The organism is Halonotius pteroides (assembly GCF_003605635.1).
Lineage (GTDB): Archaea > Halobacteriota > Halobacteria > Halobacteriales > Haloferacaceae > Halonotius > Halonotius pteroides.
In genome coordinates this window covers 1-13,187 of sequence record NZ_QMDW01000018.1, presented here as the reverse complement: position 1 = coordinate 13,187, position 13,187 = coordinate 1, and the positions used below count along the sequence as shown (strand labels likewise).

Sequence of the window (13,187 nt, the reverse complement as noted above, 5' to 3'; positions counted from 1 at the left end):
CGACGGGCGACCATTCAAAATTCCGTCTCGCCGTCTATGTGCTGTGGACGCTCCGGTTTGATGCGATGCCGAGGGCATCGGCGTCGCTCACCTCGTGGCCGACAACATGACCGTTGAGCGTTGCGGCCGCTGGCGACTCTCTGATCGCCGTCTCGTCGTAGCCGGCATCCTCGAAGGCAGCCATAATCGACCGCTTGTTTCGGAGGCTGTACTTCTGATGGTAGTCCTCAGCCGGAACAAACCGAGATAGCTGTTCAACACGGGTTGCGATCCCATCGACTGTGTAGTCGTTGGCGTCGAGATAGTCGGTGAGTGCCTCGCGCTGCTCGGTAGTTGCGACGAAGATGATGTTTTGATACTGGGTTTTCCGTGTCTGCTGGGTCGGATCGTGACTCCGGAAAACGAGATCCAGTAGATCGAGGAAGGATCGTTCCGCGGGGTCGTACTCGACCTGGAACGCCTCAGTGTGATCGCCCAGATCGTGATACGTCGGATCGGTTATCGTGCCGCCAGCGTAGCCAACACGCGTACGGACGACGCCATCAAGCGCGCCGAACTGAGCGTCCGGCCCCCAGAAACAGCCGAGTGCGAACGTCGCTGTCTCGGTTGCTGCTTGGTCAGGGGCTGTGTTGTCGTAGGCTTTGATCGTGGATGCTGTGGGAGCCATCGCGGTTGCTACTCATCCTCGAAGTCGAGGGCGATCCCGTTGATACAGTAGCGTTTCCCGGTTGGTTTTGGGCCATCTTCAAAGACGTGACCCAGGTGGCCCTCACAACTGCTACAGACAACCTCGGTGCGTGTGCGGCCGAGACTGTGATCCGGTCGAGTCTCGACAGCGTCGTTGTCGGCTGGATCGTAAAAGCTCGGCCAACCGGTGCCGGACTCGAACTTTTCGTCGGTCGTGAACAGCTCTTGGCCGCAGCCAGCACAGCGGAAGACGCCATCGTCGCTGATATCTAACAGTGGTGAGGTGCCAGCAGGCTCGGTGCCTGCTTCACGAAGGATCTCGTATTCCTCATCTGAGAGCGTCTCTTGCCACTGCTCGTCGCTGTCAGGTTGCCGGTTGTCAGGCTGATTGCTCATGCTCACACTCGGGGCTACAGCGGTATAGTTCTCGTGGCGGTGTCCACCCGACCCGCACAGCCTCGCCGACTCGGAGCGGCTACAACGGCGAAACGCCGACTATGCCTCCGGCACGTCGGCGGGTGTGAGCTCCTCGGCGGCCGCCTGGATCGACCTATAGCGGCCGGTTGCCCACTCGATGGCGGCCGGTGTCCTGTTGATCACAACCCCGTGGACGCCACGGTCGGCATACACGATGAGGCCGATATGGTTCGGATTGTCGCCGATCCAGAGCCCAAATTCGACATCGACCGGCGCGCGATACACCGAAAACAGTGGTCGCTGCAGGCGATCTGCAACCGTCTCAGGATTGAGCGTCGACAGCCGTTCAAACACGGAGTCCGCAAGGGTCATCTCCAAGACGGTGTCGTTGTCGGCGGCGGTACGAAACACTCGATCGGTGTATCCTGACAGCGCGCGCGGTGCAACACCACGGATGCGATCGGCATCGGCGATCCGATCGAGAAACTCCGTGAGTACCGCATCGGGCACCGGCTCCTCGGCTGGAAAGCTGTCGGCACCCTCAACGGCGACGGTCGGCACCCCGTGATCGCCCGACAGCGGCGACAACACCTGTCCCGCGGTGGTGATCGATCGAATCGAGTCGACGGTATCGGAATACACTGCCGCGGTAGCCTCACCGGCGACGGTCGGCTGCCAGACGCCATCGTGGTAGGTCACCAGATCCGCCCCTTCGAGCTCTCTGACGACGGTATCCAGCGTTGATCGCGGCATCGATAGCGTCTCGACGAGCGTGCGTTTCTCCTGTGGCTCCTTGACGATCGCCTGCAGGCAGTCCCACCGTCGATTAACCGTGTACAGAAGCTCGTGTGGGCTCTGATCCGACATCTGTTCGTTGCTCGCATCCATCTTCGTGTAGGGGCATATACTTTCGGTAGGGGAACACGAATTTGGAGCACCTAGAGAGTATTCAAATGAGGGACTGTAGATGGCATAATATAGGTGGAAACCCTCCAACAGATTGTCCACCACTGACCGCCGGCCCTCTCTACCCGTTCACCTTGGGGTGGCCACCGCCCCCAAGTCCAGGTCTCCACCGACGGCTCTTGGCTGCTGCTCCGGGCGGATCGTATTACGGAACAACTAATACCATCATTGTCGGCCGCCACGATACTGCGGTTCGACGAGCGTCCAGTGAGTGTGTCTGGCCCCTACAGCTATAGGTCGCCACCACGAGTTGTTGTCCATGACCGAGACCGTCTGGGCTGTCCGCCATGGCCAACGACAGGACACGGTTGATCCGGACTGGGAGTTGACTGCTGCCCGTGTTCACGACCCGGGGCTGACCGAACTCGGTCGCTGGCAGGCGTGGCGATGTGGACGGTTTTTCGCCGACAACAGGATCGATTTCGAGACGATCTACTGTTCGCCGTTCCTCCGGGCGGTACAGACGACCGCTGAGATCTGCGGGGTGATCGGCGGGACGGGGTGGCTCGAACCGGGGCTCGGCGAACACCGCAACAGCGAGTGGTTCGACAGCGAGCCCGAGACGCTCTCATTTGCAACGCTGGCGGACTACTTTGATCCCATCCGCGACGACTACGACCCCCGTGTTGTCCCCGAGTTCCCCGAGTCCCACGACGAAGCCGAAGCGCGGGCCGGCGAAACCGCCCGCCAGATCGCCGATGCCCACGAGGGTCGGGTACTCATGGTCGGCCACGGGCTCACCATCGGCGGCGTCGTCCGCGGCCTCGTCGGCTCAACTGAGGGTGTCGACGCGCCACTCTGTGGACTCACGCGGATCGACCGTGTTGCTGACGGCTGGGAGCTTGGGTTTTCGGGCAAGACTGACCACCTTGAGTAACAGCAGCAGCTTGTGCTCGGCAACACCGATCTCAGTCGAGCAGGTCACGGAGATCGGTCGCATCTACTGCGTTCATCCTCTCGAGATACGCTTCCACGTCATGAACTGTTTCCAGCGATGTTGCCTCCTGTAGTTTTGCTTCAGCTGCTGGACTGTACGTGGCGAGATCAGTTTGATTATAGTCGTGATCGTCGTCGATATAGAACAGGTAGATGAGATGGTGCTCGGCGTCACCACGCGGTATTTCCTCGACAACTTTGGTGTAGAGTCTGATCTGGTCACCGACTGCGTAGATGTCAAGCAGTCCGATCCGCTCGTAGCGTAGCGAGCTTGGTTTTGCGTCGCTTTCGAGAATAGAACACAATCGCTTGATGATCTGTTCTTGTTCACTTTGCTCAAGCGAACGCAGATTCGACGCCGCTTCTCCCGCAAAAATGGCCCGAGTCTCCTCGTCGGTTAGTGGAATTTCGCTCACGGGAACCGCAGTTAGGACTCTAGAATCGATTCGAGATCAGCTTTGCTTGCAGTGTTTTCGTCGGCAATATCCTCAATACCACGGAGCACACCCGCCGGGATGACGGGGTCATCTTCTTCTGATCCCGTTTCAGTGTCGTCATCGGCAGGTTGCAGACTCATTGCTCAGTTTTAGCCCAGCCAGCAGTATAAAGCTTCGTTCACCAACAGATCGCCGGGTCGAGCTTCACCGGTGTAACTGATATGATCTGTGCTCCGAACAGTCGACGACGTAACTTCTATACCAGCGCGGGACACACCCACATACGATATGAGCCAGTCGTACAATCGCGGCACCATCGAGAGCTTCGGTCGGTGGCGGGAGTTCTCCGCCGGAATGTGGGCATGGATCTTCCACAAGTTTACCGGCTGGGTGCTCGTTGGCTATCTCTTCACCCACATTGCCGTCCTCAGCACCGCAATCGAGGGCGCGGAGATGTACACCAATACGATCGTCACCCTCGAAGGGTTACTACTGGTTCGGATTCTTGAGGTCGGTCTGCTGGCGGTTGCCGTTTTCCACATTCTCAACGGCCTTCGGCTGTTGTTGGTCGATCTCGGGGTCGGACTGGAATCGCAGGACAAGAGCTTCTATGCGTCGGTGATTCTGACCGGAGCGATCACCGTCGCCTCGGTGCCGACGTTCATCGCGGGGGCGTTCTAACGATGGCCGAACACTACTCCTCGTTCACTGAAGGCGGTCGCCTCTGGCTGTGGCAGCGTATCACCGCGGCGTTTCTTGTTGTCGTGTTGGCGTTCCATTTCTTCCTCCTCCATTTTGTCTACCACGCCGATGAGGTGACGTTCGCGTTGAGCCAGTCGCGGATGCAGACGTGGACGTACTACTCGCTGATGGTATTGTTCCTGATTACGGCAACGTTCCACGGTGTCAACGGCGTCTACAACGCCTTGCTCAACCAAGGGTTGACAGGGACGAAACGCCAAGTCGTCAAATGGACACTTGTCGTCGCCAGCGGGATCCTCCTCGTTCAGGGGATCCGCACCGCAAACGCCTGGGCAGGCATCGGGGTATTCTAACATGAGCACACACCCACCACAACAGCAATCCGAGGAACCGGCCGCCGAACAGTCCACAGACTCGGCTGCAACCGAGTCTGATCACCATCATGATCACGCCGCCGAACCACGGCGAGATGTCGGCGACCAGACCGACGAAACCGAACACGAACCCGACGCCAACGAGGACACCCGCGAAATCAAGGTGTTCCGCTATGATCCCGAGGTTGAGGCCAAACAGGAGCCGCGGTTCGACACCTTCCATGTTCCCTTCACGAAGGGGATGACCGTCCTCGACGCCGTGATCTACGCCCGGGATCAGTTTGATCCCTCACTCACCTTCCGACACTCCTGTCGGCAGGCCGTCTGTGGCTCGGATGCCTTTTTCGTCAACGGCCAGCAGCGGCTCGGCTGCAAAACCCAGCTCTCCGAGTTGGAGGAGCCGGTTCGGATCGAACCGCTTCCGCATCAGGATGTCGTCAAGGATCTCGTCGTCGATATGGAGCACTTCTACGAGGAGATGGAGGCCGTCGACCCCTACTTTGATCCCGACGAGACACCGGACGGCGAGCTTGAGGAACAGCGACAGTCACGCGCCAACCGCGAGAAGGTGAAGATGTCGACGCGGTGTATCTGGTGTGGGGCGTGTTTCTCCTCGTGTAACATCGCCGCCGGCGACAACGAGTATCTCGGCCCGGCCGCGCTCAACAAGGCCTATCGGTTTGCGATGGACGAACGCGAGGGCGACTCCAAAACGCAGGATCGCCTCGAAACCATCGAGCAGGAACACGGCGTCTGGCGGTGTCAGACCCAGTTCTCCTGTACCAATGTCTGCCCGAAGGATATCCCGCTCACCGAGCACATCCAGGAGCTGAAACGCGAGGCTGTCAAGAAGAATCTGAAATTCTGGTAGACGTTATCGCGCTGCGTGACCCTGTCTTCGGATATCGGCGGCCGTTTGTAGGCGAACGACAGCGGCACAGCCGGAATGTCCGGCCGAACCGCCGTCAGGTGGTACAATGAATCCTGTCGGTCGCCCGTTGTGAGGACAAGCGACCATTTATCTATCTGTTGGCTACGAATTAAAAACTGTCGCAGCTGTGGGTGTAACATGGTTTACAGTAGCACGCATCAGACAGTATTCCGTTGCTGAACGGCGAATCGACATGGCGCGCACAGCGTGTGTAGTTACTCTATCTCGGCTTGAAAGGCGGGACGGCGGTGGATGTGGGTCGACCCGCCAGAGGGAGTCGGTACAATGAACGGTCTCGGGCATGGCCGTGGTGGTGGCACACGACCAGTTACGTTGAGCATCGAAAGCTACTAAAATATTCTGCAACGTATTAGCCAAATAGTGTAATAGCATCTTACAATCGGCGTATCTATGTAGTATATGTCTTTTATTACAGATATTCTACGATGATCTTCGTAGTTTCTGTCGCCAGTTGTGGGCTCTCATGGCACACTCAGCAGGGAGGATCACCGCAGCGATGGCCCGTCGAACCCGAATGTTTTACTCCATGCCTCTCATTGCCACAGCTAAGATTGGGAGTACCGTTGCTCGGCCGCCGATAGGTGGGCCACGCTCGACAATGTGGCCACAGCTGAGTTGTACTCCCAAGACTGCTGGTAACGCATACGACCGTCAGAACCCAACACACCAACCATGTACGAACACGATGTCGTCGTCGTCGGCGCGGGCGGAGCCGGACTCCGGGCCGCCATCGCCGCCGACGAGGCCGGTGCGGATGTCGCTATCGTCTCGAAACTCCACCCGGTGCGAAGCCACACGGGCGCGGCCGAAGGCGGGATCAACGCCGCCCTCCGGGACGCCGACTCCTGGGAGGATCACGCCTACGACACGATGAAGGGGTCGGACTATCTCGGCGACGCCCCCGCGATCGAAACGCTCTGTCAGAATAGCCCCTACGAGGTCATCCAACTCGAACACTGGGGAATGGCCTTCTCCCGTGAGGACGATGGCCGCGTCTCCCAGCGACCCTTCGGCGGGCTCTCGTTTCCCCGCACCACCTACGCCGGCGCGGAAACCGGCCACCACCTGCTGCATACGATGTACGAACAGGTCGTCAAGCGAGGCATCGAGGTCTACGACGAGTGGCACGTCCTCGATCTGGCGGTCACCGACGAGGAACGGCCCGAGGATCGGCACTGCCACGGCGTCGTCGGCTATGATGTCGCCAGCGGCGAGGTCTCCGGGTTCAAGGCCCGCGATGGCGTCATCCTCGCGACCGGCGGTCCCGGCCAGGCCTTCGATCACACGACCAACGCTGTCTCCTGTACCGGTGACGGCCAAGCGATGGCCTACCGCGCTGGCGTCCCGTTGGAGGACATGGAGTTCATCCAGTTCCACCCAACCACGCTGCCGTCGACCGGCGTCCTCATCTCCGAGGGTGTTCGCGGCGAGGGTGGCATCCTCTACAACGCCGACGGCGAGCGGTTCATGTTCGAACACGGCTACGCCAACAACGACGGCGAACTCGCCTCCCGCGACGTGGTCTCCCGGGCCGAACTCACCGAGGTCAACGAGGGCCGCGGGATCGAAGACGAGTACGTCCATCTCGATATGCGCCATCTCGGCGAGGAACGGATCACCGACCGGCTGGAGAACATCCTCCATCTTGCGGAGGACTTCGAAGGCGCGGACGGACTTGATGAGCCGATGCCGGTCAAACCCGGCCAGCATTACGCGATGGGCGGGCTCGAAACCGACGAAAACGGCGAAACCTGTGTTGGCGGGCTGTACGCTGCCGGCGAGTGTGCCTGTGCCTCCGTCCATGGGGCAAACCGTCTCGGCGGCAACGCCCTTCCCGAGCTTATCGTCTTCGGCAAACGCGCCGGCTACCACGCCGCCGGCAAGGAGATGGAGCCCGCCGAGATCGAAACCGGCCAGCGCGGCGAGTTCGAGCGGGCGACCGTCGACAGCCCCGTTGAACTCGGCGACCCCGGCTCGTTCGGCGACGCCGTCGCCGACGGTGGGGCTGTCGCCGCGAGCGGCTCAGCCGACGCCGACTCCGTCCTCGACAGCACCGTCGAACAGGCCCGCCAGCGCATCGACACGCTGCTGCACAGCGACGGAATCCACCACTCGGAGGTGCGGGCCGATGTCCAAGAGACGATGACCGCGAAGGTCAACGTCTTCCGCGAGGAAAATGGGCTAAAGGAAGCGCTGCGAGAGATCCGTCAGGCACGGGAGGAGTACGAGAACGTGGCTGTCTCCGATCCCTCCCAGACGTTCAACACTGATCTGTTGCAGACGATCGAAACCCGGAATCTGTTGGATCTCGCCGAGGCGATCACCGTTGGCGCGCTCGCCCGCGATGAGTTCCGCGGGGCCCACTGGCGAGCCGAACACCAAGAGCGCAAGGACGACGAGTGGCTGAAACACACGCTGTTGTCGTGGAACGATGGCTCCCCGGAGCTATGGTTCCGACCGGTCGTCCTTGAGGGCGAGGAGAAGACCTACAAGCCGAAAACCCGGAGCTACTGAGCGCGGACTCTGCGACGGTCAAAGCCTGTCGCAACACATTTTGCCCGAGGCAAATACGTTGAGGTATGATTAACGAGACCGTCGAGGAGATCCAGGGGATGCACTCCCACAGCTCCTCGACAATCGCGATCAAGGCGACCGAAGCGCTGTCGGAACTGCTTGACCGCGAGTACGCCTCGGTCGACGAGTTTGAACTCGATCTCCAGCGCAACGCCGGCGCGCTTCGGCGGGCCAACCCCTCACATGCCTCCCTCCACAACGCGGTGCGGGCGGTCGAACGCTCGGTCGTTGATGTCACCGACACCGTCTCGGCGGCCAAGGAGCTCACCCGGGAGATGATCGACCGCGTTGTCGACGACATCGAGACGGGCAAGCGGCGGGCCGCCGAGAACGCCGCCGAAACGTTCGATGACGGCGAGACGTTCATGACCCACGACTTTTCTTCGACCGCCTTGGCCGCGGTCGAAACCGCCGCCCAGGAGGGCCACTATCTCGACGCCTACGTCATGGAGGCCCGGCCGCGCTACATCGGCCGCGGGACGGCGCGGATGCTGTCGGCGATCGACCGTGTCGAACCACATCTCATCGTCGACAACGCGATGGGCCACTTCCTCCAAGAGTGTGACCGCGTGGTTATCGGGATGGACTGTATCGTCGACGATACACTATACAACCGCGTCGGCACCTTCCCGCTGGCGGCGACCGCCAATCAGCTTGATGTCCCGGTCGTCGCTGTCGGCTCCGGCGCGAAGGTCATCGAGGAGGGCTTTGTTTTCGAAAACCAGCAGCGCGATCCCGCGGAGGTCATGTTGGAGCCGGTCGAAGGGATCACCATCAAGAACCCGGCCTACGACGCAACTCCGGTTGAGCTCATCGATACGCTGATCACCGATACCGGTGTCCACGACGTCTAACTCGGTGTGACCGCCGATCTGCAAGCACCGTTTCAATCGAGATATCCTTACGACCGCACCACTCACACACGGTATGGACGACACAGAGGAACCCGTAGAGGCCGCCGCCGAGAAGTCACGGGATCTCTATGAGATCGCCTCCTGGGAGGAACGCACCTCGATCGACGGGGCGGCGGTCGCCCTTTTCTGGCTGTTGACACGGACAGCGAAGTGGATCGTCGTCCTGCTGGCGCTTGGGATTCTCGCCGGAATCGGCGGTATAGCCGCGCTCAGCGATCCTGCTGTCGGAATGTTGACGTTGCTGTCAGTTGTGCCGGCCGCTGGGTTGACCCTCTATGTGTATCGCTCGGATGTGACCGACGCCGAGCCGTTGTCGCTGCTGGTAACGACGTTTTTGCTCTCGATTCTGTTTGCTACCTTCGCCGCCTTGTTTAATTCGTATGCTGAACGATATTTCCGGCCGCTTGGCGTGTTGGGGATGCCGCTGTTTTTCTTCCTGATCGTTGGCCCGGGCGAGGAGACCGTGAAGCTGCTTGCGGTGCGGCTGTATGCGTACACCGACCGCCGGTTCGATGCCGTCATCGACGGGGCGGTGTACGGCGCGGTCGCCGGCCTCGGCTTTGCGACGATCGAAAACGCGCTGTATATCCTCCGTCAGCTCTCTGAGAGCGGTGAGTTAGCTGAGCTGACGATCGGGTTGAGCGCGGTCGCTGCCGGCGGCGACATCACCGCGGTGCGCGCCTTAGCGGGGCCGGGACACGTTATCTACTCCTCGATCGCGGGGTACTATCTCGGATTAGCAAAATTCAATCCGGCAAACCGGGGGCCGATCGTCGTCAAGGGCCTCCTGCTTGCGGCGGCGATTCACGCGACCTACAACTCGACGGTGAGCATCGGCTCCTTTGCCATCACCAGAATCACCGGGCTGCCAGGGTTGGGTGGATTTCTCGTCTACGTCATTATCTTCGACAGCATCTTCGGGCTGTTCCTGCTGCGGAAGCTGTGGCGATACCGGCGGCACTATCTGGAGACAACCGACGCGGAGCCCGGCGAGCCGACGGCTGACGACTGAGGATTACAGCTTTTCGCGGTCGATGCCGATCCCGGTCGGGGTGACGATCAGCTGGTCGTCGCCCTTCTGGACGATGTCGCCGTCAACCTCACGGGTCACCTGTCGGAGCTCGTCGATGATATGTTCGATCGTTCGGTCGCTCGTGCTGTGGCGGGTGATATCCGCAAGTACGAGATCGCCGTCATAGATCGCGTCCTTGATATCGATCACGTCGTGTTTGTCGCTGATCTCGGCGATTCTGACCGACAGCCCCGCGCTCTCGGCAGCCCCCGACACGTCCTGCATATCGAGTTCGACGTACTCCGACGCCGAGTGGCCGTCGTCGCTACCGAGGATTTTGCTCATGATACCCATAGCGTACTGGAGCCGGTGTTCAACAATAGTTCTTACGTCAGACAGGCCTCTGACACCCCAGAAAAATCCCCGATCTGTGGGGTTTTGTCACTCCGGCTCGAGCCACCGGTATGACCGTCAGTCTCTGCGTGCGGGAGCCCTACCGTGTCGACGGCGACCGCGGGTTTCGATTCGGCGTTGTCGCGGCCGCCGCGGTGCCGACGGTCGGCGCGCTTGCGCCGGTTGTTTCCCCCGACGGCGCGGCCGCGATGGGTGGCCACATCGACGACACCCTCGGCGACCGTCTCCGTCGGTATCTCGCCGATGGCATCGCGATCGACGACGCTGTCGAGGCATTGCTCGGTGCCGCGGATGTGGCGACCCGGCGCGGTCGACAACTCCACGGTGTCGGCCGTACCTCACGAGTGGCGGTCACCGGCCGCAGCTGTGTGGCGGCCGCCGACCGCGATGGCGATCACTACACCGCTGCTGGCACACATCTGCCGAGTGAGGCAGCTCTTGATGCGATGGTTGATCGATACACCGGGGCTGCCTTCGGTGACGAGCCGCTGGCCGAGCGGTTGATCGACGCGCTGACGGCGGCACGCGAGGTCGGCATCGACAGCCGCCGTGGTGACAGCGATGGGTCGCTCACCGTCGGCAGCGCGGCGGTTCGTGTTGTCACGACCGAGTCGACTGACAGCCGGCGGTTCTACAACGATCTCCGGGTTGACGCCAGCGAGTCGCCGATCGCCGACCTCGAAACAACGTACAGCGCCGCGCTGTTAGGGTACGAACAAGCGGTTGACGCCTACGGCGACCCGAACCCCCGTCGTCTCCCTGACGACGAAAACTGAACTGTGGGGGCTGGTGTTACACGGAAAATTCATAGAGGTCGTCGCCGACGTGGTGGATCGAGTCGACGACCTTCCCGGCGTCGCCGAGCATATCGTCGCTGTCGGTCTGTGCGCGACCGACGGCGAGTGTCTTCCCGTGGGTTTCTTCGGCGATGGCGACCAGATCACCGGCGGTGATCCTGTCGTCGATCTCGACGATCCCCGGCCGCATCACGTCCGCGCCGTTAGAGACAAACTCGATCGCGCCGGCGTCGACGGTCACGAGCCCGCGCTGTGGCGGATATTCGTTGGCCCCCTCGACGGTGAGAAACGGTTCGTCGTCGACGGAAGCGACCAGCTTCTCGCCGTCGACGAGAACGATATCGAAGGCGGTGTTGTCGAGTTCGACGAGCTCGAAGGTGTCGCCCTCGATGTCGACCCCGAGGGCGTCCGCCAGCGACGCCGTGAGGTCGTCGATGGCATCACTGCGGAGGTGGTGTCTGGAGCTGACCTGCATGCGCGGCCGGAGGGTGCCGGGGCGAATAAATCGCCCGTTTCGGTCAGACGTACGTGGTTAGCTGGGTGAGCTGGCCGTCGGGCCCAAACTCGAAGACATCGATGAACGCAAACAGCTCGTTGCCGTCGGCATCCAGCAGGCGCCCGCTGGCTGCGCGGCCGCCCTCGGAGGCACAGACAGCGGTCAACTCGTGGGTGGTCTCGGTCAGCGGCCGTTCCGATCGCATGAACTGTATGAACGCCGCCCGATCCTCGAAGGTGCGGTCTGGGCGTTGCTGGACGAACTCCGGGTGGAGCAGCGACTCCAGTTCGGCGTACTCGCCGTTATCGAGTCGCCGGTAGTAGGCTCGGATGCGACTGTCTCGATCCATACCCCCTATTGGCGTGGCTGCCTCACAGGCCTATCGGTTCCGGCTCGCTACAACGCGTCGCTTTTCTTGGTCGCTCACCAAACCACAATCGATCGTGGAGCTACATATCCGGTATGCGGGCGATGACGACCCCGAGAAGTGCACCGCCCGCAAGCTGGCGAAATTCGACCGCGCGAGGCTCCACCACAGCCACAGCGATACGCCGTACGGCGTTGTGCTCAACCCTCACGCCGAGCAGGCGCTCTCGCCGGCCGACCGCCCGACCGCCAGCGATGGCGCGCTTGTCGCCCTCGATTGCTCGTGGGAATCCGCCGGCGAGGCACAGTTCTCGCTGGCCGGCAAACACCGCGCGCTGCCGTATCTCGTCGCCGCAAACCCTGTCAACTTCGGCCGGCCGATGGAGCTCACAACCGTCGAAGCGCTTGCTGCCGCGCTCGCTATCTTTGATGAAGACGAACAGGCCGACGCGATCCTCAGCAAGTTCACATGGGGCGAGACATTTCTCGAACTCAACGCCGAACCGCTTGATCGGTACGCCAACTGTGCGGATTCCAGCGAGATCGTCGCTGTCCAACAGGAATATCTTGACCGCTGAGTAACGTGCCGTTTATTTTGAGCCAACACAGTACTGTTGTGTACTGACAAGCTTCGAGCACAAACGCAGCAAAAGTTAGAATATCTTCATTTGGAAGAATAATTATATTTCCTCGCATGGTCAGGGTGGATAATGAGTTCGCCACACTCTAAACATAATCTCCTCAATAACATTGAGATGCTTGGATCGACTGGCACGCCGTTTTCGATATCCGAGGTCAGCGAAGTGATTGACTGTGACGACGAACCACTTCGGGAGAAACTCGCGGAACTTGTAGCCGACGGCTCTTTGCACACAAAGGAAATCGGATCCGAGCAGGTTTGGTGGCGACCGGTCGAGAATCAGACGACTCTCGACACCGCTGAACGCAATGACGAACATCTCTCAACTGCAGATGTCACCAAGTGCACAGAATGTGGGCGGGAAATCAAATCCCAACAGGAGTGGCGAAAGGCTATCTTTGAGGGGAGCCGTGATGCGGTATTTATCTCTGATACGGATGCGAATTTTGTCGAGGTGAATGCCGCAGCATCTGATCTCACCGGGTACGACCGTGAGGAGCTGT

The 13,187-nt window shown here is 60.7% G+C and carries 18 protein-coding genes; 10 read left to right on the top strand and 8 right to left on the bottom strand.

The window, feature by feature from the left end:
• Positions 1 to 34 precede the first annotated feature (34 nt).
• The 3 genes from msrA to DP106_RS11400 all read right to left on the bottom strand — a co-directional run bounded on the left by msrA (position 35) and on the right by DP106_RS11400 (position 1,992).
• On the bottom strand, positions 35 to 667 hold the full coding sequence (gene msrA, locus DP106_RS11410) for a peptide-methionine (S)-S-oxide reductase MsrA (RefSeq protein WP_120085401.1): 633 nt from the start codon (positions 665 to 667) through the stop codon (positions 35 to 37).
• Positions 668 to 675: 8 nt separating this feature from the next.
• Positions 676 to 1,083: a peptide-methionine (R)-S-oxide reductase MsrB gene (gene msrB, locus DP106_RS11405; protein ID WP_120085400.1), complete on the bottom strand. Its 408-nt coding sequence runs from the start codon at positions 1,081 to 1,083 to the stop codon at positions 676 to 678.
• Positions 1,084 to 1,182: 99 nt separating this feature from the next.
• On the bottom strand, positions 1,183 to 1,992 hold the full coding sequence (locus DP106_RS11400) for a helix-turn-helix transcriptional regulator (protein ID WP_120085399.1): 810 nt from the start codon (positions 1,990 to 1,992) through the stop codon (positions 1,183 to 1,185).
• Between the two features lie 337 nt (positions 1,993 to 2,329).
• Between DP106_RS11400 and DP106_RS11395 the strand changes: the two genes are divergently transcribed.
• On the top strand, positions 2,330 to 2,947 hold the full coding sequence (locus DP106_RS11395) for a histidine phosphatase family protein (RefSeq protein WP_120085398.1): 618 nt from the start codon (positions 2,330 to 2,332) through the stop codon (positions 2,945 to 2,947).
• A 31-nt stretch (positions 2,948 to 2,978) separates the two neighbouring features.
• On the opposite strand, the gene DP106_RS11390 is transcribed toward DP106_RS11395, so the two are convergent.
• Together DP106_RS11390 and DP106_RS15885 are read right to left on the bottom strand one after the other, a co-directional pair.
• Complete coding sequence (locus tag DP106_RS11390; protein WP_120085397.1) at positions 2,979 to 3,422, bottom strand: hypothetical protein; 444 nt, start codon at positions 3,420 to 3,422, stop codon at positions 2,979 to 2,981.
• Positions 3,423 to 3,433: 11 nt separating this feature from the next.
• Positions 3,434 to 3,583 (bottom strand): hypothetical protein, encoded by a 150-nt coding sequence (locus DP106_RS15885; protein ID WP_165857878.1) that lies wholly within the window; start codon positions 3,581 to 3,583, stop codon positions 3,434 to 3,436.
• A 148-nt stretch (positions 3,584 to 3,731) separates the two neighbouring features.
• Here DP106_RS15885 and sdhC point away from each other — a divergent pair, with 148 nt between their 5' ends.
• The 6 genes from sdhC to DP106_RS11360 all read left to right on the top strand — a co-directional run bounded on the left by sdhC (position 3,732) and on the right by DP106_RS11360 (position 9,971).
• Entirely contained in the window at positions 3,732 to 4,124 is a 393-nt protein-coding gene (gene sdhC, locus DP106_RS11385; RefSeq protein WP_120085396.1) for a succinate dehydrogenase, cytochrome b556 subunit, read from the top strand.
• 2 nt (positions 4,125 to 4,126) lie between these two features.
• Positions 4,127 to 4,498 carry a succinate dehydrogenase gene (locus DP106_RS11380; protein WP_120085394.1) on the top strand — a complete coding sequence of 124 codons (372 nt, stop codon included), beginning with the start codon at positions 4,127 to 4,129 and terminating at the stop codon, positions 4,496 to 4,498.
• A 1-nt stretch (position 4,499) separates the two neighbouring features.
• On the top strand, positions 4,500 to 5,390 hold the full coding sequence (locus tag DP106_RS11375) for a succinate dehydrogenase/fumarate reductase iron-sulfur subunit (protein WP_120085393.1): 891 nt from the start codon (positions 4,500 to 4,502) through the stop codon (positions 5,388 to 5,390).
• Between the two features lie 753 nt (positions 5,391 to 6,143).
• On the top strand, positions 6,144 to 7,985 hold the full coding sequence (locus DP106_RS11370; protein ID WP_120085392.1) for an FAD-binding protein: 1,842 nt from the start codon (positions 6,144 to 6,146) through the stop codon (positions 7,983 to 7,985).
• 65 nt (positions 7,986 to 8,050) lie between these two features.
• Positions 8,051 to 8,899 (top strand): translation initiation factor eIF-2B, encoded by an 849-nt coding sequence (locus tag DP106_RS11365; RefSeq protein WP_120085391.1) that lies wholly within the window; start codon positions 8,051 to 8,053, stop codon positions 8,897 to 8,899.
• A 73-nt stretch (positions 8,900 to 8,972) separates the two neighbouring features.
• Entirely contained in the window at positions 8,973 to 9,971 is a 999-nt protein-coding gene (locus DP106_RS11360) for a PrsW family intramembrane metalloprotease (RefSeq protein WP_120085390.1), read from the top strand.
• Between the two features lie 3 nt (positions 9,972 to 9,974).
• Here the strand turns inward: DP106_RS11360 and DP106_RS11355 are convergent, their stop codons facing one another.
• Positions 9,975 to 10,325 carry a cell division protein SepF gene (locus tag DP106_RS11355; protein ID WP_120085389.1) on the bottom strand — a complete coding sequence of 117 codons (351 nt, stop codon included), beginning with the start codon at positions 10,323 to 10,325 and terminating at the stop codon, positions 9,975 to 9,977.
• 110 nt (positions 10,326 to 10,435) lie between these two features.
• Between DP106_RS11355 and DP106_RS11350 the strand changes: the two genes are divergently transcribed.
• Entirely contained in the window at positions 10,436 to 11,161 is a 726-nt protein-coding gene (locus DP106_RS11350) for a DUF1028 domain-containing protein (RefSeq protein WP_120085387.1), read from the top strand.
• 16 nt (positions 11,162 to 11,177) lie between these two features.
• On the opposite strand, the gene DP106_RS11345 is transcribed toward DP106_RS11350, so the two are convergent.
• Both DP106_RS11345 and DP106_RS11340 read right to left on the bottom strand, forming a co-directional pair.
• A complete protein-coding gene (locus tag DP106_RS11345; protein ID WP_120085386.1) occupies positions 11,178 to 11,657 on the bottom strand; it encodes a PUA domain-containing protein in 480 nt (159 codons plus the stop codon).
• A gap of 43 nt (positions 11,658 to 11,700) precedes the next feature.
• Positions 11,701 to 12,027 carry a nuclear transport factor 2 family protein gene (locus DP106_RS11340; protein ID WP_120085385.1) on the bottom strand — a complete coding sequence of 109 codons (327 nt, stop codon included), beginning with the start codon at positions 12,025 to 12,027 and terminating at the stop codon, positions 11,701 to 11,703.
• A gap of 94 nt (positions 12,028 to 12,121) precedes the next feature.
• On the opposite strand from DP106_RS11340, the gene DP106_RS11335 reads away from it, so the two are divergent.
• Both DP106_RS11335 and DP106_RS11330 read left to right on the top strand, forming a co-directional pair.
• Positions 12,122 to 12,622 (top strand): DUF367 family protein, encoded by a 501-nt coding sequence (locus tag DP106_RS11335; protein ID WP_120085463.1) that lies wholly within the window; start codon positions 12,122 to 12,124, stop codon positions 12,620 to 12,622.
• A gap of 132 nt (positions 12,623 to 12,754) precedes the next feature.
• On the top strand, positions 12,755 to 13,187 hold a 433-nt coding region (locus DP106_RS11330; protein ID WP_120085461.1), incomplete at its 3' end, for a PAS domain S-box protein.

What these genes read in the sequence shown, in the direction of transcription:
- DP106_RS11340 (WP_120085385.1), bottom strand. Translation starts at nt 12,027, where the DNA reads ATGGATCGAGACAGTCGCATCCGAGCCTACTACCGGCGACTCGATAAC.
- DP106_RS11355 (WP_120085389.1), bottom strand. Translation starts at nt 10,325, where the DNA reads ATGGGTATCATGAGCAAAATCCTCGGTAGCGACGACGGCCACTCGGCG.
- msrA (WP_120085401.1), bottom strand. Translation starts at nt 667, where the DNA reads ATGGCTCCCACAGCATCCACGATCAAAGCCTACGACAACACAGCCCCT.
- DP106_RS11370 (WP_120085392.1), top strand. Translation starts at nt 6,144, where the DNA reads ATGTACGAACACGATGTCGTCGTCGTCGGCGCGGGCGGAGCCGGACTC.
- DP106_RS11350 (WP_120085387.1), top strand. Translation starts at nt 10,436, where the DNA reads ATGACCGTCAGTCTCTGCGTGCGGGAGCCCTACCGTGTCGACGGCGAC.
- DP106_RS15885 (WP_165857878.1), bottom strand. Translation starts at nt 3,583, where the DNA reads ATGAGTCTGCAACCTGCCGATGACGACACTGAAACGGGATCAGAAGAA.
- DP106_RS11400 (WP_120085399.1), bottom strand. Translation starts at nt 1,992, where the DNA reads ATGGATGCGAGCAACGAACAGATGTCGGATCAGAGCCCACACGAGCTT.
- sdhC (WP_120085396.1), top strand. Translation starts at nt 3,732, where the DNA reads ATGAGCCAGTCGTACAATCGCGGCACCATCGAGAGCTTCGGTCGGTGG.
- DP106_RS11365 (WP_120085391.1), top strand. Translation starts at nt 8,051, where the DNA reads ATGATTAACGAGACCGTCGAGGAGATCCAGGGGATGCACTCCCACAGC.
- msrB (WP_120085400.1), bottom strand. Translation starts at nt 1,083, where the DNA reads ATGAGCAATCAGCCTGACAACCGGCAACCTGACAGCGACGAGCAGTGG.
- DP106_RS11345 (WP_120085386.1), bottom strand. Translation starts at nt 11,657, where the DNA reads ATGCAGGTCAGCTCCAGACACCACCTCCGCAGTGATGCCATCGACGAC.
- DP106_RS11375 (WP_120085393.1), top strand. Translation starts at nt 4,500, where the DNA reads ATGAGCACACACCCACCACAACAGCAATCCGAGGAACCGGCCGCCGAA.
- DP106_RS11395 (WP_120085398.1), top strand. Translation starts at nt 2,330, where the DNA reads ATGACCGAGACCGTCTGGGCTGTCCGCCATGGCCAACGACAGGACACG.
- DP106_RS11380 (WP_120085394.1), top strand. Translation starts at nt 4,127, where the DNA reads ATGGCCGAACACTACTCCTCGTTCACTGAAGGCGGTCGCCTCTGGCTG.
- DP106_RS11360 (WP_120085390.1), top strand. Translation starts at nt 8,973, where the DNA reads ATGGACGACACAGAGGAACCCGTAGAGGCCGCCGCCGAGAAGTCACGG.